We start from the raw sequence: 26,622 nt of genomic DNA, 5'->3' as shown, positions 1-26,622 counted from the left end.
CCACTAATTTGGCAGTGGCATTAGTTACACCGGTTTCATGCGGATAAATGACCCGGTTTTCCCAGCTTTTCGGGGGAGTCGGCGCAGTTAAGTCCAGAAAACCCTTAGATTTCGATCCAGAGAGTTTGTTCGGGCGCGATTTTATCTTCGCTACTGTCACCCAAGTTATGGGAGGAACCGATTCCTGGGGTTGACAGGAGGGTTTTTGCCGAATCTGTTACTGCGACCTCCGGTAAGGGACGCGAACCTGCCCCCAGGTTGGTTACTACCACTACTTGACGCCCGTTCGCTCCGGTAACCTGTAAAGCCAGTACCTCCGGATCGCTTTCTAACCAGGTAGATTCGCCCATCCCCAGGCCGAGGTCGCGGCGAAGGGCAAGCATTTTGCGGTAAAAGTTTAGCGGCGAGTCGGGATCAGCCTCTTGTGTTTTAACCGAGATTTCACCCCAATTATCTGGTTGTGGCAGCCAGGCGGGGCTGGCGTCCACTGGGGAAAAACCGAAGTTAGAGCGGGAGTCATTAGACCAGGGGAGCGGTACCCGGCAGCCGTCGCGTCCTCGTACTCTAAATCCTGAACGCTGCCAGGTGGGATCTTGTCGTGCCTCATCTGGCAGCTTGGTGGCATCGGGTAGTCCCAATTCTTCCCCGTTATACAGGTAGATAGAGCCGGGTAGTCCCGCTAGGAAAGCGGTTGCTGATAAGGCTCGGGTCAGGCCGATTTCTCTATCTGGTTGCGGGTCACTTGCCCCAATCCCGTTTTCGGTATTAGCCCCGTTGGGGTAACCGAAACGGCTGGCGTGGCGAACTTTATCGTGGTTTGACAGCACCCAAGTGGGGGGAGCGCCTACCGAGGCCGAGGCCTCCTGGGTACGGCGGATTACTTTCCGCAGAGCGGCTGGCTCCCACTGGCAGTTGACCACCGAGAAATTGAAGGCCTGGGACATTTCGTCCTCGCGCACATACATAGCTTCTTGTTCTGGGGTATTCACCCAGGCCTCGGCTACTAGCATCCGGTCACGACCGTATTCATCTAACACCTGGCGCCATTCGCGATAAATATCGTGGACTCCCGGCTGGTTAAAGAACGGTCCCACATCGAGGGCGCGGCCATTGTCACTATTAGGGCCTTCATAGTTAAGACGATCCGGTCCCACCAAGTCATCTGGTAGCGCGGGATCCTTGACCAGGCCGTGTGCCACATCTACCCGGAAACCATCCACCCCGCGATCTAACCAAAAACGCAGGTAGGAGCGGAAAAATTCGTGAACTTTCGGGTTTTCCCAGTTGAAGTCAGGTTGGGAGGCGTCGAAAATATGTAGATACCACCAGTCGCGGTCGCTAGCTTTGCCACTTAGAGGCTCGACTTTTGACCAGGCAGATCCGCCGAACATAGACCCCCAGTTATTGGGAGTGGTATCCGCGCATTTGCGGAACATGTACATATCGCGTGCCGGATCCCCGGGCTGGGCGGCTAGCGCCTGCTTAAACAGAGGATGATCCCAAGAGGAATGGTTAGGAACCACATCGATGATGGCTTTCATTCCCCGGGAATGGAGCTCGGCGAGAACTTTATCGAAAGTCTCTAAGTCGCCATATTCGGGATTAATATCCAGGTAGTCGGCTACATCATAACCGGTATCGTGCTGGGGTGAAGGGTAGAAAGGGGAAAACCAGACGGCATCGATTCCCAGTTTTTCTAGGTAGTCGATTTTGTCTAAGACCCCGGCCAGATCGCCAATCCCATCCCCATTGGAATCGGAAAAAGAACGGGGATAAATCTGATAGATGGCGGCACTACGCCACCACTGATCCCAATCACCTCGTTGCACGTGGCTCATCTATTTCTCCTTCGTGGTTGTTTAAAAAATCTTAGTCTTCACTGCCTTTGCGACGACGCCGGCGCGCACGCCGCGGACGCGGCTGACGCTGCGTACCGGCGCCCTGATGGCTATCGTGTTCCCGACGCCGATCCCGTCCGCCCCGAGAGCCTTTGCCCCGTCCGCCTCCTGAGCGTCCGCGAGAATTACTTCCGCGCCCTGAACGTCCGCGACCGCGCCCACGACCTCCGGTTTCCCCGAGATCTTCAAGTTTTTCGGCGGCCAGTCCGGCGCGTTTACGCATCGAACGCGGTAAGCGTCCGCCGGCATCCTCGGGAATATCCAAATCGGTATAAAGGTGCGGGCTGGTGTGATAGGTTTCCACCGGTTCTTCTGCCCCCAGCGATAACTCTTTGTTGATCAGCTTCCAGCGGGGAACGTCATCCCAGTCCACGAACGTGATCGCGGTTCCCGAATTCCCGGCGCGTCCAGTGCGCCCGATGCGGTGAATATAAATCTTGGCGTCCTCAGGGCACTGATAGTTGATTACGTGGGTGACATCATCAACATCAATGCCGCGCGCTGCCACATCGGTGGCTACCAGGACATCGACTTTCTCGTGTCTAAAAGCTCGCAGCGCCTGTTCGCGAGCACCTTGCCCTAAATCGCCATGTAAGGCTGCGGTTGCGAAGCCGCGTTTGCCAAGATCTTCTGCTACCCGGGCAGCAGTGCGTTTAGTGCGCGTGAAAATAATGGTGAGGCCGCGTTCGCGAGCCTGCAAAATCCGTGCCAGTACCTCAACTTTATTAAGGGCGTGGCAACGGTAAATCACTTGCCGAGTGGTTTTCACCGTGGCGCCCTGGTCATCGGGATCTTGCGCCCGAATATGGGTGGGATGCTCCATATAGCGGCGGGCTAGCGCCACAACTTCTCCGGGCATAGTGGCGGAAAACAGCATCGTGTGGCGATTGGCGGGGGTGCGCGAAAGGAGTACCTCTACGTCGGGAAGGAATCCCAAATCTAGCATTTCATCGGCTTCATCTAGCACCATAGTGCGCACTGACGACAAGTTCAGATGCCCTTGTTTCATGAGGTCAATCAGGCGACCGGGGGTGCCGACTACAATTTCGACTCCTCGTTTCAGATCCGCGATTTGGGGCTCGAAAGCCCGTCCCCCATAGATTTCGCAAATACGCACTTTGCGGCGGGCAGCTGCCTGCGCGGTTTCCCTCGCTACCTGGATGGCGAGCTCCCGGGTGGGCAAGACGATTAAGGCTTGCGGATGGCCAGGATCTAGCAGGTCTTCGTAACCGTCCTCATCTGGAGCCACCACGTCCTCCAAAACCGGGAGCGCAAACCCCAAAGTTTTACCAGTACCGGTCTTAGCTTGGCCGATAATATCGTGGCGCTCGAGCGCCACCGGCAAAGTGAGGGCTTGAATCGGGAAGGGGTGGATGATTCCGGCATCTTCAAGAGCCTGGCATTGCGGAGCAGAGACCCCGAAATCAGCAAAAGTTTTTTCGGAAAGATCCATAGAGGAATCGCCCACCACATCGGCTTGCGCCTGCTCAATCTGTGGCTCGTGTGCTGCGGAAGTGTCAGCAATTCCACTGGTTGCTTGTGTATTTTCTTCAGTTGTCAATCGAATACCTTTCACGGGGATTGTCCCCTGGAACTATGGAGGTAGCCGATCGCAAAAAATCTTAGCTCTGCACATGAGAGGCCGGGGCGAGATTCCCTATTAAAAATACTTCGTTTACGAAAACGATCGGTCAACCCGTCTTCTTCTCTTCCATCCTAACCCACCGTCTGGGAGGGGAAACAATATGGGTAACGCAACTTACAGTTATTTAGAAGCAACTTTGAACGCTAGAAGCGACTGGAGCCTGTTCAAAAGCGAGAATCAAACCCCAAGGCGCGTTAGTCTAAGAGGGTGAGTGACGCACAGAGACTGGGACTTATCGGATACTTCACCCTGGCTATGCAGCAGCGGCTAGCAAAAGACGCTTCGCTATGCCCCACGGTGGATCAAGAAATCGCCTTAGGGGGCATGTCGGCTCGGGCTTGGGAAAACTATCAAAAAGTAGCCCAGGTTAGCCAAAACCTCGGGGTTGATCTACCAGAAGAGATGAAGCAATATATGGGACTGACCGTCCAGCTAGAGGAACGTTTGCGTCCTACTGACTGGTATGAACGCCTCGTCAAAAGTTACGTAACGATTGGAGCCATGTCCGATTTTAACCGTAGCTTAACTGCGGGACTCTCTTCGCCAGCACAAGCAGAGCTTTCCGAGGTCTCCTGGGACTGCGGGCAAGAAGCTTGGGCGGCGCCGGTAATCACTCAGGCGTGTGCTACTCAGGTGACGGTACCGGCCAGGCTGTCTCTGTGGGGACGGCGGGTGCTCGGAGATGTGCGTTCTACTTTCCGTCAGGCCATTGTGGGCTATCCCGAATTAACGGCTGAGGACGGGGAAGATATTCCCGAGGCGATCAAGGAACATCACCGGGCTCGGATGGAGCGTACCGGACTGAAGGCTTGATAGCTGCAGAAATATAACGCCCGGGCAGGTCGGGTGTTTAGCCGATTCCGAAACCCACCCGCTGCGGTTGCGCTTCGCTTATCTGGCAATAGGCGATTAGACGCGGGTTGATCAGTACCTGCTGACCCTGCTTATTAGTTAGCGATAGCAATTCTTCGGGCTTATCTAAAGCTGCCTGTAAAGTGGTTTTAATCTGGTCAGCATCCATAGCTACTTCCAGCTCTAAAGTTTTAGCTACACCTTTAAGTCCCAGTGAGATATTCACGTTTTCCTCCGTTTTACAATCGTCTAGCCTTATCCTACCTGCTTGCCACCGGGCGCTGCCCGCTTGCTAGCTAATAGCTAAAGCTTTCGATACGTTTTCCAATCCTAGCTGCCACCTACTACGCAAAATCCTGCCTGCGTGTTGGGAGTTGAGGGCGAGTTTCCGGGGTACCTGCAGTGGATCCGAATCGGGTAGCGGGAAATCGCGCCAGAGCAACCAAACCACTACCGGAACTGAAGTTTTTCCTATAATTATTTGTATGTCTTTTAGCCTGCACGCCGTTCCCTTCCCTGCCGAATTGGAGATTCCGAAGCTAGAAGAAAAGGAAAAACAGTTACTCGAACAGCTGCAATCGCCTAGTTCGCTAATAGTGCGGGGGCCAGCTGGCAGCGGGAAAACCATTTTGGCTCTGGCAGCTATGGAGTTACTTCACCGCCACCACAAACAGATAATAGGAATAGCTCCTTCCCGCGCGAGAGCAGAATACTTAAATACCGCGCGGGCGAGTCGAAAACTTCCTATCTCTCGTCCATTCATTACCCCTACTGCCTTGGCTTTCCAGGTACTTACAGATTTTGCTAGCGCGCGGCGCGAACAACTCCCCGAACCGGTATTGCTGACCGGATCACAAGAAGACGCCCGGATTCAGGAACTATTAAAGCAGGTAGATGCGCCTTGGCCGGAATATATCACCCCTGAGGTCAGGCAAACTGATTATTTCTGTTCAGAAATGCGTGCCCTGTTTGCCACCTGTGCCCATTGGGGAATCAGCGCGCAACGTCTAGATGAGTTAGGTAGCGAACTCGCGGTTGCCGAGTGGCAGGCGGCGGCGGTATTGCTTAGTCAATACGAGCCCTCTTATAAAGACAACAGCTGGGATGCGGCGCGGATGCAAGATCGCGCTGGTCAAGTCTTAAACGGCTGGGAACGCGACGCCGCATTACTATCACCGCCCCAGCTTCCTGACTGGGTGGTAGTTGACGACCTGCAAGATTGCCCGGCCTCTACTGTGCGTCTGCTAACAGAAATGGGAAAGAGAGGCACGAAAGTTTTTGCCCTCTACAATCCGGAGGTGGCGGTGGAAACCTTCCGTGGGGGTTACCCCCACGGCGGTAGTTACCTGGCCGAGCAGCTGAAATGCCCTCTGGTCACGCTAGAAGAGTCTTTCCGGGAAACTTCGGGAGGGTTGCAGCTTTTAGATCCCCTCAGCGCTAAGGCGGACTGCGATAGTAAGCGCGAACAAAAATTTGCGGAGTTTTCTACCGTTTCCTCCCAAGCTCGGGCGATCGCGGAATATCTCCGCTATCAGCACCTAATTCGGCAAGTCCCGTGGGCAGATATGGCGATTATTGCGCGGAACCGCTCCCAGCTAGACGAAATAGTTTCGCTTTTACGGGGCTTGGAGATTCCCGTAAATGAGCGGCAAAGGCCGATACTTTTCAAAGCGAACCAAGTTACGGGCGCCATATTGTCACTGTTTACTTTGCCGGGACAAAGCGAGCTCGCAAAACAGTGGAGTAAAGATAACCCCACTCCTTCCAGCTCCGAGCAAATCTCTTGGACCACCTCGCAATATCTACTTGATGACAAGCTAGTTTCTCCGCGAGGTAAAGCAATTCGACACCTGTTGCGCTCGCCGCTTTTCGCTTTGGATTCCCTGCAGATGCTGCGCTTGGAACGCACGTTAGTGGGCGCCGATATCGCTGTAGAAGCAAAAATAGAAGACTTTTATTCCACCATCGGAACCCCCCGTTTCCCACTTACCCAGGTGGAAATGGTAGAGGGCGGACAGATCTTTATTCTCTGTCACCAAGTTTTAACTGCAGCATTATCCAAGTTGGAAGAGCCTCCGCTAGTGGTTCTAGAAAAAATTTGGGATTTGCTGAATCTTGAAGATTCTTGGTGTCAGCGCGCCCTTTCTGGCGACGAGTTTGCTGATCAAGCCTTAGATGCGGTTATTGCCTTGGTTCGTCACGCCGAGATTTGGTCACAGCGCCACTTAAATGCCGATATGCGGGCATACTGCCAGGTGCTCTTGCGACAAACCCAAGCCGAGGACGTGCTAACCGGCACTCATGGGATAGGAGCGGCGGTAGCTTTGGAAACCGTGTTTTCTGCGGCCGGACGCACCTGGGATACCTGTGCAATCATTGGAATGCAGGACGGGCAATGGCCAGCTATTTCCGAGCGCGGTTCCCTGCTGCGCTCTGGGGAAATCTCGGATCTGCTCCATGCCACCGCTCTGCTTAGTCCCACTGGAAAGCTACAGTTTGCTCCTGGGGAATCTCGCAGTCGTGCCTTAGAGAGGGAACGATGCCTGGCAAGATCCGCCCTCAGTCGAGCTCGCAGCAAAATGTTGGTTACCGTGCGCAGCGACGCTGAGGAAAACCCTTCAATATTTTTTGATAATCTGCATGCCCGCTTGGAAACTAGCAATTTTTCTGTCGCGCAATACCTGGGCAGTGATTGGGATCAACAGCTGGGAGCCGGCGGGAATCTGCAAACCGAAAACCGCGGTGATCATCAGTTATTCCCTTCATTGCGTTCCCTGGTGGGACACCTAAGGGGAGTACTCGCCAGTAACACGGATGGGGAAACTCGCCAAAAAGCAGTGGAAACTTTAGCGTTTCTAGCTTCTAAAGGAGCTCGGTTCGCCAATCCTGATACTTGGCGTCAGGTAGGAATAGATAGTGACTGGTGGACGAATCCCGCCGGACTAAAATCTGCCGATAGCCGGGCAGTAATATCGCCCTCTGCTTTAGAAAATCTGAACGAATGCGAATTCCGCTGGCTGCTCTCGCGGCGGGGAGGGGAAAAAGTCGAGGCTACCGGTCACGCCGCTTGGGGAACTCTCGTGCACCAGATTGCTGAAGAAATGACAGACAGTAGCTTGTCAGAGCGTTTGGCGTTCTTCTACGCCCACTGGCCACAAGAAACAGAAGCCTTCTTTTCGCGCCAAGACGGGAAAAAAAGAGAAGAAATAGTGCGCCGCCTCAGCCGCTATCTAGATGATCATAAAATGCCGGCGGTAACCGAAATTAGCTCCTATGCGGTGGTATCCGACGCAGCGATGGTGGCCGCCCGACTAGATCGTTTAGAAGCTGGCGAGGACGGGATAAGAATAGTCGATTTTAAGACGGGCAAGACGGTTCCTAGTGAAAAAGAGCTAGCGGAACATTTGCAGCTTGCCTGCTACCAATTGGTTTTAGAAGCTGCGCTGCTAGGTGGAGATAGCCGGTCCCGCCAGATGCTGGCACCAGTGCTAGCCAGGTCACCAGAGCAGATTCAAAGCGCAAGTTTGATCTATCTTTCCAAGCATAAACGGAAAGCTAGGGGAGAAACTGACTATGAAGAAATCGCGAAAGAAATGGTGCAATCGCCGTTAACTGATGAGCAAAAAGGATTATTGCTCGACAATATTATCCAGGCGGCAAAAGTGGTTTCCGGGTCGGTATTTCGGGCGGTGGAAAACCCACGATGTGATCGTTGCTCCCTGCGTTCTAGTTGTCCCCTAAAGGCTGAAGGAGAACAAGTGCTATGAGTGATACCCCAAATATTCGCTACTCTCCAGCGCAGATTGCGGCAGCCATTGGGCAGTATTCGCCGAATGAAGATCAAGAAAAAGTTATTACTGCCCCTGTTGATCAACCAATGATGGCTATTGCTGGTGCCGGTGCCGGAAAAACTGCCACCATGGCGTTTCGAGTAGTATATCTGGTGGCCAACGGCTTAGTCGCTCCCGATCGGGTGCTGGGGCTTACCTTTTCAAATAAGGCGGATGCAGAACTGGCTAGCCGCCTGCGAGATAACCTGCAGGTCTTAGCAGCTAACCCCGACTTTTCTGAGGTAGCAGAGGTATTAACCGATCCGGAGACCGGCGGGACGATCCTGCCGGTAACCTCTACCTATAATGCCTTTGCGAACCAGATTGTGCGCCAATATGGTTCGCGTTTGGGGATTTCTCCGGCAAGCATGCTATTAGATGAGGCGCGTCGCTGGCAGATTATGTACGAAATTGTCAGTACCTGGCCGGGAGATTTAACTACTGATAAAACTGTGGCCACTACGGCGGGTAGGGCTTTAGCTATCGGTTCCCAGGTACGTGACCAGCTATTAAACATCGCAAAGGTGCGAGCCGGGTTAAAGCAGATGCGGGAACTTTATAGCTTAGGCAAGCCGAAAGGAAGGTCGCAGAAACCGAATGCTAAGATGCAAGAATTCTTGGATTCATTAACTCATCGCAGTGAGCTACTAAATATTTTTGAAAGCTACGAGGAATACAAAAAAGAAAACGGTTATCTCGAATATGCTGATCAAATCTACTATGCGGCTATGTTAGTTTCCCGTTTCCCCGATATACGGGGTGCGCTGCGCCAACGCTATGACGTGATATTGCTGGACGAGTTTCAAGATACTTCCGTAGCGCAGCTAAAACTATTTTCTACTATTTTTACTGGTAAAGGCGCGATGGCAGTAGGTGACCCTAACCAGGCTATCTACGACTGGCGGGGTGCCTCTGAGCTTTCAATGCAAAATTTCTTAACCGAATTCGGGGTTGCCCCTCAAGAAATGGCCAATCATATCCAGGATATGCCGGTCACCTATCGCAACCGGGAAGAGGTTTTAAAGGTAGCAAATCAGGTGGTACTGCCTTTAAAGAAACTTGCGGACGGAGAAAGCGCCCAGCAAGTTGAGCAGCAAATCCGCTTCTTGACTCAGGTTCCTAACCCGGAATATAAGCTAGATCCCGCTCCTGCTCCTGATGTTTTTGCCGCTCCCGCGTCCTCGGTAAAAGCTAAAGAACTCCTTACCTGTCCGCAAAAGCGGGACGAGGCCGGAAAAGTCCATCTCTACTTTGCAAAAGACTGCGAAGAAGAAGCCGAACTGGTGGCGGATTTTTTTGCTGAGCGCTGGAGGAAGCGCGACGAGATAGCTCTCAAAAATAAGCAGCTTCCACCGCAAAAGCAGGAAAGCCTGCCTACGGGGGCAGTGTTACTGCGCAAGCATTCCCAAGGTCCGCTAATCACTCAGGCGCTACGCCGACGGGGACTTCCAGTAGAGGTCACCGGGGTGGCAGGACTCATCTATGATCCGGCAGTTGCCGACGTGATTGCGGCACTGCAAGTATCCGCAGATGCCGGACAAGGGGATTACCTGATGCGGCTAATTACCGGGTGCGGCATAAGCCCGGCAGATATTGACCTGCTGTGGAGATGGGCAAGGCATTTGGCCAATCCTGATGAAAACCCCGATATTAATCCCCAAGCCTTCCTAATGGATGCGCTAGATAATCTCCCGGAAGTGGGATGGACGTGCCCGGGAGCTGGCAGCGCCTTTAGCGCCGAAGCGCATCGGCGCCTGAGTATTCTCCGCACCCAGTTGGCTACTGTGCGTCGTCATATCCATGACCCCCTCGGTTTGCTAGTACAACGCACGATTTTTGCTTTACGCCTGGACTTGGATGTAAAAATCCGCCCAGACGGGGGAGTGTCCGAGCGTTGCCTAGAAAGCTTTGTCAAAATCGCCCGCGAATATGAATCCAGTGGAGTCAGCGCGAATCTGCACAGCTTTTTAGACTGGCTCCGGCTCGCGGATGAACAAGGCTCTGGCCTCGACATGCCCTTACAGGAGCCTGATCCCAACGCTATTCAACTAATGACTATTCACGCCGCCAAAGGCCTGGAATGGACTTGGGTCGCAATTCCGGGCCTAGATGAAAGCCGCACCCACCAGGGAAACCTTCCCAAAGCTCCCTTTAAAGCGGGGAACGGTAAATGCAGTGAATCATCTTGGATTACCGATGTCGCGATGATTCCCTATGACTTACGCCCAGATAAGGAAGTACTACCAACTATCGAGCGCGGTCTGGAAAAAAGCGGTTATGACTTTGCAGAACAGGCCTATTCCGATAATCCCAAAGTTATAGAAAGCTATAAATGTGCTTTGGGATTTACCTCGCAGTTAGCTGACCGGCGCCTGGCCTATGTGGCTTTTACTCGCGCAGAGTCAGAACTACTAATTGGCGGCAGCGCACACACCGCTACCACCAGCACTGAACGGGTACCCTCCCAGTTCTTAGTGGAGATAGATTCCAGTGGGAAAATGCGGGAATTGCGGAACCGGGAACCGGCGGAAGAGGATGACTGGATGCCAGTCCCCAGCGAAGTCCTCTGGCCGACGCCTCCATCTGTACAGTTATCGCGACTTTCCAGTGCCGCAAATGAGCTGAGGACGCTAATAGGAGGCGCGCAAGATGATCGCTGGCTCCATAGTTTATTGTCTGCCGAAGATCCCGAAGAACTATTAACTATCGCAGATAAACATTCCGATTGGATGCTTCAAGCAGTACAGCTAACTCGGGATGAACAAGTGGAAAAGGAAAAGCAGGGTCAAGTGGAGCTCCCGGTTTCAAGTGGGGTTACGCGGGTGCGCAAATTACAGGAGGATCCGGAGGGGTTTGCGTTGAGCCAACGGCGTCCACTGCCAGCATTTCCTTCCGGAGGCGCTACGGTAGGTACCTTGTTCCACCAGTGGGTTGATCAAGAACTGCGCGGTTGTGTGTATTCGGTTCCTCAGGATCTAGATAAAGGGCTGCTTAAATCGCTGCAGAGACTACAGCAAAAATGGAAATCTGGAATCGTGCACCCTGATCGCGGTTGGGAGTATCTGGAGTCCGAAATTGAATTCGCGGCGCCGATGGCGACCAAATTAGTGGCACGCATCGATGCGATTATGCGCAATCCCGCTACTGGCAAGCCTACGATTATTGACTGGAAAACCGATGCCTTAACCTTTGATAGTTCCGGCAATATAAGCGCAGAAAACGAAGATGCGGTAGCGAACTATATGCGCCAAATCAATACTTATCGCCTGGTTTACGCCGATTCGCTGGGACTGAACTTGGAAGAGGTAGAGGCGGCACTTTATTTTGTGCGCTATGACTTAGTATGCAACCTGGACGAATGGAGTGAGCGCCTAAGCCTTCCCCAAAAACTTGAAGAGCTATTCCCACATCTGGTCTAGGTACTTTCGATACCTACGCGTCCTCGTTAGCTACTGAGTTATCAGTGACTATCCCGTCCTCGTCCTCGGCTACGGATTCTTCCCTAGTCGCTAGTGGCTCGCTGGCAGAGAAATCTCCCGGATTAGCGGTGGCGCCTTCTTCGCGGGAGTCATGATGCTTCTGGGTAGAGTCATCGCGGAGGGCGGGTAGCAGCCCGGTACTATCTAGGGTGTCTGCTAACTGGGTAATTAACTCGCGGGCATCAGTGATGATTTCTTTACTGTTTTGGTGTACCCCGTGCATTAGCCATTCCAAGAGTACTAACTCCGAATTAAGCTCAATTCGCGTGTTAAGTTCCGGGTCTTCGTAAAGCCGGAGTTTTCGATACTGCTCTAGGACTGCTTTGGCGAACTCATCGGAGGATGAGGAAACCACCCAGGCTAAGTCACGGGCAGGATCACCAAATCGAGCCTGTCCGAACCCGGTGATGCCACTGATAGTTTCTTTATCTATATATAGGTAGCTTTCTTGCAAATCTGCGTGGATAAAGGCACTAGCGAAACGCCAGAGGGAAATATCTTCTAAGCGTTCCTCCCAACGTTGCCACAGCCGGGGCGGTACGGCCTGGGTAGGGGCAGCTTCATCGAGTAGGCTTAGCCAACGCCGGCGAATCTGGTCGGCAGAAAAGGTGGGACGCTCAGCGGCTTGTAAAACCCGGGCGGGTAGCTCGTGCAGCGCAGCTAGCGCTTCCCCTAGGGAGGCGGCGAGTTTATCGGAAACCGTAAAATCTTCTGATCGAGCAGGCCTTCCGGAGAAAGCGGGATGGACGAGGGCATGTTTTCCTCCCACTATTCGCACTGTGTGGGATGGCCAGGGGAGGTGGAAGGGCAGGCGCGCGCCGTCGTGGGACAGCTCCTGCATAATCTGGGTTTGGGTTAGTAGCTGCTTGTCCGCGTGTTCAGTGGTAGGACAGGTTACTAGCCACTTGCGTTCAGCGGTATCTTTGACTGCGCATACGCGCAGATCTTCGGTTTCAAATCGAGGCGAGCATAGCGAAACGAAGTCAGTTTCGGGTAGCGCGGCAGCGGCCATTGCAGCTAAGGGAAGGAAATTATCCATGTCATTCACGGTTTTAGATTATCAACTATGCCGCGCTTGTGGGTTGAAGTAGCCGGGCAAGCTCGGTTTTCTGCGCTCTCTATATATACGTAGAGAGCTAATCCCGAGAGGATGTACTTAGGAGCCTGGGCGGGGGTAGCTCTTCTGGTGGAAGTAATGCGGTAGGTGCATAGAACACTTTATGTGAGCGCGGGCACTAAAAGATTTGAAGTGATGAAAAAGTTATTAAATCTAGGTCACAGTTCAATGATTTTTAGGGAGGAAACCCTGAAAATTGTCAATATTTACCGGATGGTAAGTATTGACGTTATCAGGTTGTTGCAATCCATAAAGTGTCTATAGCTGCTGGTAGAAACATTAATTCGAAAACTGACCTACTTTCCACTACATAAGTTTTTGCGAATCGTGACGTAGATCACGCATAAATGGGGGCAATTAGCTTGCTTTCATTTGACCGGGTGGTAATATTAATACCAACAAGAAAGAATTCAGGTCGTGAGGGAGACTGAAATGAACAAGGGAACTTCGATCAAGAAGATGGCCGCTTGCGGAATCGCTGCGGCAGCGTTGATTCCTGCTGGCGTGCTGACCGCACAGGCTGCCGAGGGGCTGTCCAATGAGGGCGTTCAGACCACCGTTCAGATTCAGGCTCGTACGACCGAAGTTAGCGGCAACCTAACCGCTAACGATGTTGATGCTACGGCTTATGCGGCCAACAATCTCTCCGCGATTGACCGCATGGGCGGCGCCGGTTCCCTCGCCGGAATCGTTATCTTGGGTGGCATCGGTGCAGCCGGTGCTATCAGCCTTACACGTTCCTTTATGATCGGGTAGATCCTCTTACTACCTGAAAAAACCCCGGGCATCCCTCAACTGCCCGGGGTTTTTTGTGCCCAAAAATGTGTTCAAAATAAGCAGACACTAAAAAGGACAGTAGTCCTTAACAAATGGGCAATAGCCTGTCGCTGTCTATAGGTCTTCTGCGAGGGCAAGTGTCAAAGGGGGCGCTGGCTCCGTGTCAATGGGAGAGACTAATGCCCCCGCTCTGAGTGCTGAGAATGGTGCTGATAGGATAAAAGCAAAAAAGGACATTAGATGGTTTCCTCTCAGTTAGATCCATTCGCACCGGCAGGGGTGAAGTTTCGTCCGGTTTCCCTGGAACTTATTAAGGTACGTCTGGCAGCGGTCGCATTCTTCCTACTTTGCTTCGCAGCAGTAGCGATAATTCTATTTTTAGCCCTCCCCGAAAAATGGATCGGTCTGGTGGTGATCGCACTGGTGCTGGGAATAGCCCTTTGGCTGCTATGGCTAATTCCGCGACAAGTGCGCGCTATGGGCTGGGCAGTTACCGGAACTGACTTGCAGATTCGCAAGGGGATAATGTTCAAGTCCTTAACTGTGGTTCCCTTGGGCAGGCTGCAATATGTGGACGTAGAAGAAGGACCGGTTGCTCGTCATTTCGGGATAGCACAGGTAAAACTGCATACTGCCTCCGCATCGACGGACGCAGAATTGCCGGGAATTCCTCGCGAACAGGCCGCGCAATTGCGGGAAGAAATTTCGGAACTTGCTGAAACCAATCTTGAGGGTATTTAGATGGGCGATCAATACCACGAAGTAACAAATGAAAACTCTTCGGGATATTCCGAGGAGACCGCTGCTACAACTGCTGACAGACAGTATTCCCTGACCGTGGCCGATGCTGTTAGTGCCCGGGATGCTCGGGTAGCAGAATCTGCTTGGCGGCGAGTACACTGGCTCACCCCGCTGCTGCAAGTGTGGCAGGCTTTGGTGATCATAGTGGTAGTCGTCCTAACCCAGTCGCTTAATAACGTGATCATGCTGATCAAGAACCTCCGGGAAAACGTGCCGGGGCATCCGGGAATATTGCTGTTAGTGATCACGGTGCCGTTGGCGATGCTAGCGCTGTTAATCATCTACCTGTATTTCGCCTGGCGAGCAACCTCTTGGATAGTAACCGCTACCGATGTGCAGTATCGCCGCGGGATTTTCTTTAAAAAGCACCGGAAGATTCCCCTAGATCGCGTGCAATCTGTCGACGTCTACCGTCCGCTAGCTGCTCGCATTTTTGGCTTGGGAGCTCTGCGTGTAGAATCGGCAGGGGGGCAAGGCTCGCGGGTAGAAATCCAGTTCCTGGCGAACAAATATTTAGATCGGGCACGCCGGGAAGTAGTAGCCCGGATCGCGGGGCGCACCCTCCCTAATGAGCATTCCCCACAGCAGCGTGGCCAAGGTTTGGCGGGGACTGCGCTTTTTGCCGAGGACGATTACCATCTAGACCAGGACGAGTATGAAGTTTATCGGGTTTCCCCAGGACGCCTGATCGCCTCTGTGCTGTTGACTTCCCAAACAGTCTGGTTGCTACTAATGGCGCTGATCGTGGCGGTTGGCGCCATCGTACTGTTCATCATGGCGGATCTAACTGTGCAGGGGCTAGTCGCGGGAAGCATTATCCCCACCATTATTTCCATTGGAATTATTCCCCTGATGATACTGTCTTATGCCTGGTCGCGTTTTAACTCCGGTTTCAATTTCAGTGCCAATATTACGCACGACGGTATCCGGGTCACCTCGGGTCTGCTCGCTCTCAAATCCCAGACCTTGCCGCCGGGGCGGATTCACGCCATCCGGTTTATCCAACCGCTACTGTGGCGACCCTTCGGCTGGTGGCAAGCCGAAGTTACCCTCGCCGGGCATGGGGTGGAAACCAGTGGCGACCAAAAGAAGCAAGCTGCCGATAACCTGCTGTTACCAGTAGGAACTTTGGAGCAAGCAAAAATAATTTTAGACATGGCGATTCGAGATCTAGGGATTAACGAGGACGCAGAAAGGGAAAAGCTGCTGCAGGAGGCTTTTGACGGTACGAACTCGGATTCGGAAGCGGTTGGATTTTTCACTGCCATTGCTAAAAAAGCCCAGATACTAGATCCTTTTGCCCGTACTCGCCGCGCCTTCGCGGCCACCGACACCGTGCTAATCTACCGCGATGGGTGGCTACGGCGCAAAGTTACCCTTGCCCCACATGAAAGGGCACAATCGGTGACTACCAGTGCCGGTCCCCTGCAGCGGCATCTGGGACTGGCAGGGGTGCGCCTAGATTTGGTACCCGGCACTGCCACCATGAAGGTTCAGCACCTAGATGCACAGGTGGCAGCTCAGCTCGCCAGTGATGAACTGGCGGCCTCGAAAGTGCGCTCTAAAGTGGAGCCGAATGCCCAGTGGGCGCAGCGCATGCTGCAAACCCTCCGCCCCGTAGGACAGTAATTGCGTCACTGCCACGAGCCGGGCTGGCTCGATAAAAGCACTCCGGGGACCCCATGACCTGCTACGCAGGTCAAGCCCCTCTCGTATCTTTTATCGGCCGCGCCCGCAGCGTTACTTGCTGACATTGCTAGCGCGGAAATTTTTTTCGTCCTGCCCAAGAATTCGGGAAACCTTGTGCCGTTTGCCGAATTCTTATGCCCATCGCACCTGCTCAGATAAAACTTAGGCAAACTGGGGAGCTGAAGTTACCTGAGCCTAGTACTATGTCAATCCGTATGATTGAAATTGGGGTGAGACGGTATGGAACAGTTTGAGAATAATGTCTTTGACACTGCATTGCTGCTCGAAGGTGGGGGAATGCGGGGTAGTTACACTGCGGGGGCAATAAATATGCTCTTGGAGTCAGGAATCTACTTGAATTATGTCGCCGGAATTTCCGCAGGTGCTACCAACTTGGTGAACTATTTGGCGCGTCTTCCACAGCGTTCTAAACGCTGCTTCATTGATATTAGCACCGACCCCGATTTTGGCGGATGGAAAACAGCAATAAAAGGTAAAGGGGTTTTCGACACTCACCACATGTACTACGACCTGACCGAACCTGGGGGAATGCTCGAGCTGGACTACGGGCGTTTTACAGCAAATCCCGCCGAATGGCGGGTAGGGGTATATAACGCGCAGCGTGGAGAGGAACTATATTTCTCACGCAATCAGGTGGATTCGGAGCAAAAGCTGACCCACGTATGCAAGGCCTCGGGATCGATGCCTATAGCTACCCGAGTTACTTATATTGCCGGTGAGGCCTGCATGGACGGGGCAATAGGTCCCAGTGGCGGAATTCCTTTGGACGTGGCGCAGGCAGATGGATACGAAAAGTTCCTGGTTCTGCTGACCCGTCCGCGGGAATATGTTAAAGAAAACCGCTTACCTGATTTGGCATACCGCTGCTTGCTAACTCGTTACCCGAAGGCTGCTAAGGCGGTCATTGAACGCCCTATCAATTACAACCGGACCCGAGCCGAACTAGAGAGGTTGGAATCGGAAGGTAAAGCTTATGTGTTTTATCCGCAGCATATGGGGGTGGCGAATTTTGAAGATAATCCCGCCAAGCTGGAAGAGAATTTTTCCGCTGGCTACCAGCAGATGCAAAGTGAACTCCCAAAGGTCAAAGAGTTTTTAGGACTCTAAAATCGGGCAGGTTTACTGACCTAAATCTGGTGGTGAACGCGCAAAACTCTGTGGCACCGGGATTCTTCCAGGGGCGAATACTAAGGGGCGCAGCGGGAACTGCCAGAATTCTAACGTGAGGTTATGATTAGACGGTGAGAGATAGTTGGCGGGTGTTCACTCGGGACTTGAAGCGGATTATTGCGGTTCCGCTTTCCCTGATTATCGTATTCGGTATCTTGGTTACCCCAGCCCTTTATACCTGGCTGAACATTTTGGCTTTTTGGAACCCCTATGTGGAAACGGGAAATCTGCCTATTGCGGTAGTGAATAACGATGCGGGAGCCTCCTCTGCGCTGACCGGTAAGCTCAATGTTGGTGACCTCGTAGTCGAACAATTATCAGACAATGACCAGCTCGGCTGGCAATTTACCGATCAAGACACTGCCGATCACAAAATCAGAACCGGGGAAGTGTATGCAACTTTCGTTATCCCGAAAACCTTTAGCAAAGACTTAGTCGATATTTTTAGCGGCAAACGTAAGCAGCCGACTGTCGAATACCGCGTTAATGAAAAGAAAGGCGCTATTGCGCCCAAAATTACCGACGCCGGAGCAAACGAACTCGATATTCAAGTCACCTCAGCTTTCCGGGGAAAAGTGGGCGAGGCCATTGCGCAGGCTCTGCGTGAGGGTGGTTTAGAGATCGACGCGAGTATTCTTGGCGCTGAAGGAAGCACTCTGGATGCCTTGGGCGGTATCAACCGGGATCTCAATGATGCGCAAGGTGCCTTGGACTCCGCCAATACCTCTTTGGCGGGTTCCTTACAGACTATGAAAAAAGTCCGGTCTGCGCTTTCTGCAGCTGATCCGGCATTGGCTGATGTTTCGGCGGCTTTGCAGGATGCCCAAGGCATTCTAGGAACGGTGGTATCCGATGCTTCCGAATTTGCTGTAAAGGCGGGACAAGCCAGTATTAACGCTCAAAAGGCGCTCACTGTGTCCTCGGCGGCGGCTAATTCAGCGGTGTCTAATGCAGCGAATAAACTCACCGAAATGGATTCGCAGCTGCAGTCAGGAATTAAGAGGGCGAATGATTCAATAACGAAAATGCGTGATCAGATTGCGGTTTTGGAAAGATTCCCGCAGACGCAAAAGCTTGCTACCAAGCTGAAAAGCCAGCTGGATGAGATGGAGAATCTGCTCGCTGTGGTCGGGAAAACCGGGTCAGATGCGGCAACGACCGCCGAGGATTTAAAAACGCTGATGAAATCCTTTGACCAGTCTCTATCCGATGCGCAACGCAACGCCACTGGTCTACGTGAACAGTCCGCTAAGGCCGCCTCTGCGCTAAATGCCCGGGTGACGCAGCTGTCACAACAGCTGGGAGCCATTAAATCCGCGGTGAGTGTTGCGCGGATTTCTCTTAGAGAGATTTCGGCGCTGACCCGCGGCGTTGATGAGCAGATTGTTAACACGCAAAATGTGCTTGACCAGGTGCAGGGGGACCTAAACGGGTTGTCTACTACGGCTCGCGGAGCGCAAACCGATGTGGCCGCGCTGGCAACCGCCCTCCGGACAGGCACTTTGAAAACAGTTATCGGCCTGGATTCAACTAATATTGGGCGCTACCTGACCGCGCCGGTGAAATTCGACCAAAAGACACTGTTCCCCATCAACTCTTATGGCTCGGGAATGGCAGCTATGTTCATCAATCTTTCTATGTGGATTGGTGCACTTATTCTGGTCATTATTTTCCGAGTAGAAGTCGATAAAGACGGCTTTGACTGGTTGAGTTTGCGCTCGGCTTATCTGGGACGATTTATGCTCTCCGGTGCGTTGTCTATCGGGCAGGGGTTGATTGTTAGCGTGGGCAGTTTACTGTTGGGAGTGAAAGCGGCCAGCGCTCCCGCTTTCATTGCTACCTCCATGCTGATTGGGCCGTGTTATTTGGCAATTATCTATGCCTTGGCCGCTGCATTCAGTCACGTGGGGCGAGCGCTGGCAATCTTGCTGGTAGTGTTGCAGATTCCCGGTGCCTCGGGTATTTATCCGATCGAGCTCATGCCCAGATTCTTCCGCCAGCTTTCCCCGATACTCCCATTTTCTTACGGCATTGATGCAATCCGAGAAACTATCGGCGGGTTCTATCACGGGCGTTACTGGCATGTTATATCCGTTCTATTACTCATGAGCGTCACGATGTTCCTCTTGGGGTATTTGGGCAGGCGGCGTTTCGGTTACTTCACCCAATTGTTCTACGACGATTTGGCTCGCACTGAACTGGTAGTGAATGAAGACGTTCAGCTGCAAAGTCGCGGTTACCGTTTGAGTAACATCATTGCACTTCTGGCTAACCGGAAAGAGTTTTCCACCCGGATTAAGCTGCGTCAAGAGGGGTTCAATGCCCGTTATCCCGCTTTGATTAATGGGCTGAGTATCGTGGGGATATTAGGACTGGTAGTACTAGGTATGATTTCCTGGATAACCTCCGCCAGTAAGTCCGTGCTCCTGGGAATACTAGCTATTTGGGGAGTCGCTATTATTGGAACCTTAGTTGGCATAGCCGTGCTGAAAAGCTCCCTAGAACGAGCAGAGAGGCTGTCGCATTTGACGCAAGATGAACTGTTCGAATCTCTGGCTCGCCAGCGACAAGTAAACGCAAGCAAAACTGCGGGTAGCTCCAAGGGTCTGAGCGGCGGAAAAAACTGGGGTAGCGGGGAACATCGCCTCATAAGAGCAACACCAGCGGCAGAAACGACGGATCAAAGCGGAGACAGGTCGGCGAGCGAAACCGATGCCTCGGCAAGTAGCGAGGAGACACGATGAACGAAATATTTTTTATCATTCGTGACGACTTCCGTCAGATTCGCAGCAGTATCATGGTTCGGATTTCCATAGTTCTATTGATTACCGTGCCTTTGTTCTTCACCTGGTTCAACGTGCTAGCCACCTGGAATCCCTTCTCAAACTCGGGAAGATTGCAGATTGCCGTTGCCAGCACCGATGAGGGTTACACCAGCAAAATCCTGAACGTAAAAGTCAATGTGGGAGACACCGTCCTCAAGGAACTGGCGGTAAATGACCAGTTTGATTGGGTATTAACCAGCGAAGATAAGGCATTGGAAGGGGCACGCTCGGGGGAGTATTACGCGGCAATTGTATTGCCCAAGGATTTTTCTCACTCCATGTTCACGTTCTATGCCGGTGGGGCTGCCCCCGCAAATATCACGCTGTACACCAACGAAAAGAAGAACCCGCTTTCAGCAAATCTCACCAACCAAGGCGCGCAAGGCGTCACCGCGAAAATTAACACAACTTTTTCGCAAACCTTGGCTGAAGTAACCGTAGGAATCGCTGAGGACGTGTCCGATTACCTAGAGACTGCCGACACTCAGGTAGCTCTGGATCGGTTGAGCAACCACCTCGAAACCCTTTCTGCACAGTTAAATTCGGGGGCGAACACATTCAGTTCTTTGTCCACCTTGATAGGTTCGGCAGTGCCGCTAGCTACCGGAGCCAAACAACTGGCTGCGGGGGTACAAGACTCTTTCGAGGGGGCAATAGGATCCACCCTCGATTCCGGGGGCAAAAGTGCCCAGGGCAGCGCCAATCCCTTCGCGGCCATCTCCTCTGAGCTGGATGATGCGGTGAAGTTGGCAGGAAGTAATCTTGCCAACCTGCAAAAACAGTTGGATAAATTGCTGGATTCCGCCAATAGCACCACCCAAAGCAGTGCTGCCACCATCGAAGAGTTGCAGACTCTGCTAGATAAACAAATCGCTGGCTTCCAACGTACGCGGGACGCCCTTGAGCAGGTACTGAGGCCAGGAGGGGCAGATTGGCAGGGGGACAAGCCTGCGGTTGACCGGTTGCTGGCAGATATGGACGCGGCGATTGCGCGCCAACAAGTACTTTCGGAACAGCTGGGCGCTATAGCCGCTGACCTGCGTCGAGGAGGAACTCGTGATTGGGAGCTGAGGCAGACGGCTAAACGTTCCATAGCAGAAGCAAAACAGGCTATTGACACCGCTCGATCCAATTATGAGAAAAACTTGCAGCCAAAAATAAAAAGCCTACGGGAGAACCTAGAATCTGCCGGAGAGAATGTGGAGGTTTTCCGTTCGCATCTGCAGGCGGTGCAAGCCGACCTGTCGGAAAGTTCAGACGGGATGATCGAGACTATGCGCCGCTCCCAAAAAACCTTGGACAATACCGCTAAAAAGATGCGGGACGGTGCCAGTCGCTTGAACCAAGCGCATGAGCAGATTACGTCCGCCCAGGCAAAAGGAGGCTTGAACCAAATAGCCACCACCTTGGGAGCTGACCCGGAAGGTTTTGCCCGTTTGATTTCTTCCCCCGTAGCGCTAGAACGTAAGGCGGTGTTCCCAGTCGCCACTTTTGGGGTGGGTATGACTCCACTCTTTACCGTGATCGCCCTGTGGGTTGGGGCGCTCCTAGCCGGGGTTTTTCTGCGCACTGACGTTTCTACGAATGTAGGTAAACGCTACCTGGACACGACTGCAGCCCGAAAACCTGCAGATACTTCCGATGATCCAGAAACGGATGAGGGCGAATCGTCTCGCTCAGAAGAGGCAGACACGAAACCTGACGAACCAGAACCGACTTCGGGTGCGAAAGCGACCACGAAAGCCACCGCAAGAAAACCTCTATTCACCGGAGCTCAAGAGTACTTGGGACGTTACTTTATGTTCTGGATGATTGGGATGGCTCAATCCACATTGCTTATGCTCGGGCTGATTGTATTCGTGGAAATCGAACCAGCGCACCCCTTCCTGCTGATTATGGCGGGATGGGTAATTTCTACCGTCTTTACCAATATCGTTTATACCCTGGTGGTAGCACTTGCCAATGCCGGTAAAGCCTTAGCAGTCTTACTGTTGGTACTACAGATTTCTGCGGCTGGCGGAGCCTATCCGCTGGAACTTTTGCCGCAATGGTTTCAAAACATCAGCCCCTTGCTGCCCGCCACTTATGCGATTAACCTGATGCGTTCGGCTATCGCTGGGATTTATGCAGGGGACTTTGCCTATAACCTGCTGATAATCCTGATATTCCTAGTTCCAAACCTGGCTCTCGGGGTGGTTTCGCGGCATACGATTGCCGGACGGATCCACGAAACCGCCCAGAAGATTGAAAAAACGAAAGTCATGTAGCCAAAGTTGAGTGAGCGGGCAGGCTAGATTTTTCCTCCCTAAGTCCAGCGCGGGAATAAGTTTTTCCTCCCGCCCAAAATCCGAAAAGGCATTGCCTTTTCGGATTTAACGCCCGCCTAGCCGACTCGGATAAAACTTATTCCCGCGCATAGGGGTGGGGTGGGCAAGTTGTACAGGAACCGGTATTTTGTCCCGCTTAATACCTACGCGCCCAGCGCGCTCGGCTAGCTATAGAACCGTGTGAAAGGTATAGCTGAAGCGAGATGATGTGCCAGGTGGGAGCGGGGTGCGGCTGGGCACTGGCGGTAACATCGCGGGGAGGCTGGGTTTTATCCGAGTGGGTGCGGTGGGCATAAGAATTCGGAAAACGCCGCTACGTTTTCCGAATTTCTTGGGCGGGAGGAAAAACCCAGGCTCCCCGCGCCCTGCTAGGCTCCCCACGTCCAGCCCCGCGCCGCCGCACAATCAGCTAGGCAGGTTTTCTTTGGCTTGGCGAGTGCGTTGGTCGTAATCCTCCACGCTGTTGACAGAATTTCCCCCCAACGGGGAGGAAACCAGGGGAACCTTCTTGAAAGTCAAGGCCGGATCGTAGGGCATGGGGCGCTGGCCTTTGCGGCGCGCGGTGGAAATGACGGTTGCCACCCAGGCCAGGAGCGTCCAGATCGCTAGCACCAGTAATGCTTTGCCGAAATGTAGTTCTCCGCCGGCAATCGCGGCGCGGATAGTGCGTGCCACATGGGTCATGGGCAGCAGGGGGCTGAGGAACTGGAAGAACTTCGGAGCGGTTTCTACCGGGAAAGTTGCACCGGTGGAGGTGATTTGCAGGCACAGCAGGATTACTGAAAGGGCGCGTCCTCGATATCCGAGAGCGGCTACGCAGGCTTGGTTGATCGCTACGAATCCGATAGAGGCTAATACTGCTATTAGCAATAATGCCCCGAAATTTTGGGCATCTAGCTTTAGGAATAGTTGCATGCCAGTTACTACCGTAATCGCTTGCAGAGTACCGAAGAGTGTCCCTATGGACATGGAGCGGAAACCGCAACTCCAGAAGCTTTCTTCGGGGTGGCGCCGCAAATCTAGGGCGGGGAAGATCAAGAAGATGGCGATCCCGCCGATCCACAGACATAGCGCCATAAAGAAGGGGGCGAATCCGGCACCGTTATGGCGTACCGGGTTTTGCCGTACCGATTCCACATCAGCAACTCCGCTTGCCGCTTCAGAGACTTTTTTAGCCTGTGTCTGGTCTACGGTGGGTACTTGCTCGGCACCATCGCGTAATCCCTCTTTTAGGTTAGAAGCACCGGTGGTTAACTGGTCGATTCCGCCCGCTAACTGTTTTCCGCCATCGGCGGCTTTTCCAGCTCCGGCGGTTAGGGAATCCAATCCGCCGCTGAGAGCGTTGACTCCCGTACGCAGCTGCGCGGAGTTTTTGTCTAGGGTAGCGGCTCCGGCAGAAAGCTTTTGTATCCCTTGTTGTGCCTGTTCTAATCCGTTGGCGAGGGCGAATGTACCATCTCGTAAGGTAGGCTTTTGCTGTCCGCTCTTCGTTTTTGTAGTCAGAGCCGTTTGCCTACTCAGTTCCTTTACTCCCTGGTCAGCGGCGTTCAATTTGTGCTTTAACTCTTGCGGATCAACCTGGGAAAGTTTGTCCGCCATGGTCAGTAGGCCTTGACCTTTGCTGATATTTTCGGACAGTTCTTTAAGGGATATGCCTTGTTTCTTGGCCAGTTCACTGAGCAGCTGGCATTGGGGGAAGGTAGGAAGCGCCGCCGGGGGAACCTGTGCGCATTTGTCCGCCGCCTGCTTTAATTCATTCAACAACTCATTGATTTTGGCGGTGTCGATATTGGCTTGCGAAAGCGGGGTTAACAGGTCAACCAGGTCGTTTCCGCTTTTAGCCAGTTTGCTAACTTCCGGTTGCATAGCGGCTATCTGCTGGTGAATCTGGGCTACTCCGCCGTCAACTTGTTTGGCTCCGGCAGCTAGCTTCGGCATATTGTGATTTAGCTGCCCCAAACCGGAATTGAGGCTGGAAACTCCGCCAGTATAGGCGGTGATTCCATCCCTTAGTTTCAGGGAACCGTTACGAATTTTAACGCTGCCATCAGCTAGTTCTCCTAGTCCCACTACCAGGGTATCGGCACCACTCCCTAACTGATCTCCGCCCTCGCTAAGTTGCCCGGCGCCAGAGGCCGCATCGAGGAACCCCTCTTTAAGCGAACCGGTAGAAAGCAACAGCTGATCGATATATCCGGCAGCGCCCTCATTAGATAGCGCCGCTTGGAGAGCTAATGCTGCCGAGGTGGCCATCGTGCCTTGCAAATAGTTCACCGAGTCATCGGTTCGCAGCTCTAATTGAGCCTTTTTTGCGGGGACTTTATTTTCGGGGTCAGCGAGTTTTGCATAAGTACTAGAAAGATTATTGGGGATGAGCAGTAGCGCCTTATAGGTGCCATCCTTTAGCCCGGATTTAGCTTGCGGCAGAGATGCTTTGGTCCAGTCGAAGCCGGGAGCATCATCTTTATAGAGTTCTTTTTCTAGGCTTTCACCCAGTTTCAGAGTTTTGTCCCCATTAGCGCCGATGGCGTCGGCTGGTTGATCCAGGTTTACCACTGCGGCTTTCAGCAGGTTGACCCGCTGCATTGGATCCTCGTATGCCCAGGTAAACAGGCCGGAATACATCAACGGGATCACCAGGATACCGAGAATCACCACTATGTTGGAAAGAGTGTTCCAACGGTATTTCTTCCCCATTGTGCCTCCGATTTTTCTGGACTCACCTTTTATCTGACCACTTACGATATGTTGGCGTGCTTGCGGCGTTAACTATCGGTATTTTCGGTTTTCTGATAGTAAATAACCTTCCAGCGACAGTCCCCGGAAATAGGACGGAACTGACTATCGGAACGATCTGGATCTACTGCCCATAGCTGCGGAGAAATAATGGGGGCATGGGCGTAGCTGGGGTCGTCTCCCACATCTAAATCCAGGTAGGTGACGACTAGCTCGTCAGCTATCTCCATTCCTTCCTCATAGAGGCGAGCGCCCCCGGTGATCCAACATTTTTGTGCGCCCGTTGCTTGGGAGAGGGCGAGTGCTTGCGGAATAGAGGTCGCAGTTTTTGCTCCGCTGGCCTGGTAATTCTCGCGGCTAGTTAGCACAATGTTTAATCGCCCCGGCAGGGCTCGTTTCCCTAAAGCCTCAAAGGAGCGGCGCCCCATAATAATCGGGCTTCCGATAGTGGTGGCTTTGAAATGTTTAAAGTCAGCCGGAACGTGCCAGAGCATTTCCTTACCATTGCCGATTACGCGGTGCGCGGCCTGCGCCCAGATCATGCCGATCTTCATTTTGCCTCCTAAACCGCGATTGGCGCTTTAATAGTCGGGTGGTGGCGGTAGTTCTCAATCTCGACATCTTCCCACTTATAGGCATAAAGATTGTCGGCCGGACGCAAATGTAAAGTGGGGAAGGGGTAGGGCTCACGGGATAGCTGCTCGCGCACCTGCTCCATATGATTGTTGTAAATATGGCAATCCCCGCCCGTCCAAATCAGATCCCCGACTTCCAGCCCGCTTTGTTGAGCGAGCATATGGGTGAGTAAAGAATAGGAAGCGATATTAAAGGGAACCCCCAGGAACATATCGCAGGACCGCTGATATACCTGCAAGGACAGGCGTCCGCCGGCTACGTAGGCTTGGAATAGCAGGTGGCAGGGGGCTAATGCCATTTTGTCCAGCTCAGAAACATTCCAAGCAGATACCAGCAACCGGCGCGAGGACGGGTCGTTCTTAATGGTAGAAAGCAGGTTTTCGATCTGGTCGATATTGCCTTTCGGGCTGGGCCAAGAACGCCACTGCACTCCGTAAACTGGCCCTAGCTCGCCCTCGGCATCCGCCCAATCATCCCAGATGTGAACCTTTTTTTCCTGCAGAGGACGGACATTAGAAGTTCCGGATAAGAACCAGAACAGTTCCTCCGCAACTCCGCGCATAAATACCCTTTTAGTGGTAATCAGGGGGAAGGAATCCGCCAAGTTGTAGCGCAGCTGGGCTCCGAAAAGTGAGCGGGTGCCAGTTCCGGTGCGATCTGCTTTCTCGTTGCCAGAATCTAGGATTTTGGCCAGTAAGTCCTCGTATTGTCTATCTGCCACGCCCTTACCTTTCGCTAGTTGTTTGTCCATATTCTAGCCGGTTACTAGGCAATCTCGCGCTAGGGCTATTGGGAGGCGGGAACGAGGCGAACAGGCAA

At 52.9% G+C, this 26,622-nt stretch carries 16 protein-coding genes; 9 read left to right on the top strand and 7 right to left on the bottom strand.

Features of this window, described 5'->3' with window-relative positions:
- Positions 1–104 precede the first annotated feature (104 nt).
- Positions 105–1,838 carry a glycoside hydrolase family 13 protein gene (locus ACZ5BI_RS06270; RefSeq protein ID WP_464895880.1) on the bottom strand — a complete coding sequence of 578 codons (1,734 nt, stop codon included), beginning with the start codon at positions 1,836–1,838 and terminating at the stop codon, positions 105–107.
- 31 nt (positions 1,839–1,869) lie between these two features.
- Complete coding sequence (locus tag ACZ5BI_RS06265) at positions 1,870–3,459, bottom strand: DEAD/DEAH box helicase (protein ID WP_464895879.1); 1,590 nt, start codon at positions 3,457–3,459, stop codon at positions 1,870–1,872.
- 291 nt (positions 3,460–3,750) lie between these two features.
- Between ACZ5BI_RS06265 and ACZ5BI_RS06260 the strand changes: the two genes are divergently transcribed.
- Positions 3,751–4,356 carry a ferritin-like fold-containing protein gene (locus tag ACZ5BI_RS06260; protein WP_238128362.1) on the top strand — a complete coding sequence of 202 codons (606 nt, stop codon included), beginning with the start codon at positions 3,751–3,753 and terminating at the stop codon, positions 4,354–4,356.
- A gap of 37 nt (positions 4,357–4,393) precedes the next feature.
- On the opposite strand, the gene ACZ5BI_RS06255 is transcribed toward ACZ5BI_RS06260, so the two are convergent.
- Positions 4,394–4,621 carry a DUF3107 domain-containing protein gene (locus ACZ5BI_RS06255; RefSeq protein ID WP_464895878.1) on the bottom strand — a complete coding sequence of 76 codons (228 nt, stop codon included), beginning with the start codon at positions 4,619–4,621 and terminating at the stop codon, positions 4,394–4,396.
- Positions 4,622–4,880: 259 nt separating this feature from the next.
- Between ACZ5BI_RS06255 and ACZ5BI_RS06250 the strand changes: the two genes are divergently transcribed.
- Positions 4,881–8,162: a PD-(D/E)XK nuclease family protein gene (locus tag ACZ5BI_RS06250; protein ID WP_464895877.1), complete on the top strand. Its 3,282-nt coding sequence runs from the start codon at positions 4,881–4,883 to the stop codon at positions 8,160–8,162.
- The gene (locus ACZ5BI_RS06245; RefSeq protein ID WP_464895876.1) at positions 8,159–11,644 is read left to right on the top strand and encodes an ATP-dependent DNA helicase; all 3,486 of its coding nucleotides are present in this window, start codon (positions 8,159–8,161) and stop codon (positions 11,642–11,644) included. The genes ACZ5BI_RS06250 and ACZ5BI_RS06245 overlap by 4 nt, the downstream gene beginning before the upstream one ends.
- Positions 11,645–11,657: 13 nt before the next feature.
- Here the strand turns inward: ACZ5BI_RS06245 and ACZ5BI_RS06240 are convergent, their stop codons facing one another.
- Positions 11,658–12,743, bottom strand: a complete 1,086-nt coding sequence (locus ACZ5BI_RS06240; RefSeq protein ID WP_278605803.1) for a phosphotransferase — start codon at positions 12,741–12,743, stop codon at positions 11,658–11,660.
- A gap of 510 nt (positions 12,744–13,253) precedes the next feature.
- Here ACZ5BI_RS06240 and ACZ5BI_RS06235 point away from each other — a divergent pair.
- From ACZ5BI_RS06235 to ACZ5BI_RS06210, 6 genes are all read left to right on the top strand, one after another.
- Entirely contained in the window at positions 13,254–13,577 is a 324-nt protein-coding gene (locus ACZ5BI_RS06235) for a hypothetical protein (RefSeq protein WP_024058465.1), read from the top strand.
- Between the two features lie 261 nt (positions 13,578–13,838).
- Positions 13,839–14,339, top strand: coding sequence for a PH domain-containing protein (locus ACZ5BI_RS06230; protein WP_024058466.1), 501 nt, complete (start codon positions 13,839–13,841; stop codon positions 14,337–14,339).
- Positions 14,340–16,028, top strand: coding sequence for a PH domain-containing protein (locus ACZ5BI_RS06225; protein ID WP_464895875.1), 1,689 nt, complete (start codon positions 14,340–14,342; stop codon positions 16,026–16,028). It abuts the gene before it with no gap.
- Between the two features lie 300 nt (positions 16,029–16,328).
- Positions 16,329–17,216 (top strand): patatin-like phospholipase family protein, encoded by an 888-nt coding sequence (locus ACZ5BI_RS06220; protein WP_278608923.1) that lies wholly within the window; start codon positions 16,329–16,331, stop codon positions 17,214–17,216.
- A gap of 134 nt (positions 17,217–17,350) precedes the next feature.
- A complete protein-coding gene (locus tag ACZ5BI_RS06215) occupies positions 17,351–20,023 on the top strand; it encodes a YhgE/Pip family protein (RefSeq protein WP_464895874.1) in 2,673 nt (890 codons plus the stop codon).
- Positions 20,020–22,371 carry a YhgE/Pip family protein gene (locus ACZ5BI_RS06210; RefSeq protein ID WP_464895873.1) on the top strand — a complete coding sequence of 784 codons (2,352 nt, stop codon included), beginning with the start codon at positions 20,020–20,022 and terminating at the stop codon, positions 22,369–22,371. The genes ACZ5BI_RS06215 and ACZ5BI_RS06210 overlap by 4 nt, the downstream gene beginning before the upstream one ends.
- 465 nt (positions 22,372–22,836) lie before the next feature.
- Here ACZ5BI_RS06210 and ACZ5BI_RS06205 read toward each other — a convergent pair whose 3' ends face one another.
- The 3 genes from ACZ5BI_RS06205 to ACZ5BI_RS06195 form a co-directional block, all read right to left on the bottom strand.
- The gene (locus ACZ5BI_RS06205; RefSeq protein WP_278610458.1) at positions 22,837–25,128 is read right to left on the bottom strand and encodes a YhgE/Pip family protein; all 2,292 of its coding nucleotides are present in this window, start codon (positions 25,126–25,128) and stop codon (positions 22,837–22,839) included.
- 68 nt (positions 25,129–25,196) lie between these two features.
- A complete protein-coding gene (locus ACZ5BI_RS06200; protein ID WP_278610460.1) occupies positions 25,197–25,721 on the bottom strand; it encodes a dihydrofolate reductase in 525 nt (174 codons plus the stop codon).
- Positions 25,722–25,729: 8 nt separating this feature from the next.
- Positions 25,730–26,554 carry a thymidylate synthase gene (locus tag ACZ5BI_RS06195; protein WP_278610462.1) on the bottom strand — a complete coding sequence of 275 codons (825 nt, stop codon included), beginning with the start codon at positions 26,552–26,554 and terminating at the stop codon, positions 25,730–25,732.
- Between the last annotated feature and the right edge of the window lie 68 nt (positions 26,555–26,622).

Source organism: Varibaculum sp. GTC20041 (genome assembly GCF_055387755.1).
The sequence above is the reverse complement of the archived record's forward strand: the minus strand, read 5'-3'. Positions and strand labels throughout refer to the sequence as shown.

Bases quoted from the DNA above. Each gene is read 5' to 3' on its own strand.
- ACZ5BI_RS06230 (WP_024058466.1), top strand. From the start codon at position 13,839: ATGGTTTCCTCTCAGTTAGATCCATTCGCACCGGCAGGGGTGAAGTTT.
- ACZ5BI_RS06225 (WP_464895875.1), top strand. From the start codon at position 14,340: ATGGGCGATCAATACCACGAAGTAACAAATGAAAACTCTTCGGGATAT.
- ACZ5BI_RS06235 (WP_024058465.1), top strand. From the start codon at position 13,254: ATGAACAAGGGAACTTCGATCAAGAAGATGGCCGCTTGCGGAATCGCT.
- ACZ5BI_RS06250 (WP_464895877.1), top strand. From the start codon at position 4,881: ATGTCTTTTAGCCTGCACGCCGTTCCCTTCCCTGCCGAATTGGAGATT.
- ACZ5BI_RS06210 (WP_464895873.1), top strand. From the start codon at position 20,020: ATGAACGAAATATTTTTTATCATTCGTGACGACTTCCGTCAGATTCGC.
- ACZ5BI_RS06195 (WP_278610462.1), bottom strand. From the start codon at position 26,554: ATGGACAAACAACTAGCGAAAGGTAAGGGCGTGGCAGATAGACAATAC.
- ACZ5BI_RS06205 (WP_278610458.1), bottom strand. From the start codon at position 25,128: ATGGGGAAGAAATACCGTTGGAACACTCTTTCCAACATAGTGGTGATT.
- ACZ5BI_RS06220 (WP_278608923.1), top strand. From the start codon at position 16,329: ATGGAACAGTTTGAGAATAATGTCTTTGACACTGCATTGCTGCTCGAA.
- ACZ5BI_RS06245 (WP_464895876.1), top strand. From the start codon at position 8,159: ATGAGTGATACCCCAAATATTCGCTACTCTCCAGCGCAGATTGCGGCA.
- ACZ5BI_RS06270 (WP_464895880.1), bottom strand. From the start codon at position 1,838: ATGAGCCACGTGCAACGAGGTGATTGGGATCAGTGGTGGCGTAGTGCC.
- ACZ5BI_RS06240 (WP_278605803.1), bottom strand. From the start codon at position 12,743: ATGGATAATTTCCTTCCCTTAGCTGCAATGGCCGCTGCCGCGCTACCC.
- ACZ5BI_RS06200 (WP_278610460.1), bottom strand. From the start codon at position 25,721: ATGAAGATCGGCATGATCTGGGCGCAGGCCGCGCACCGCGTAATCGGC.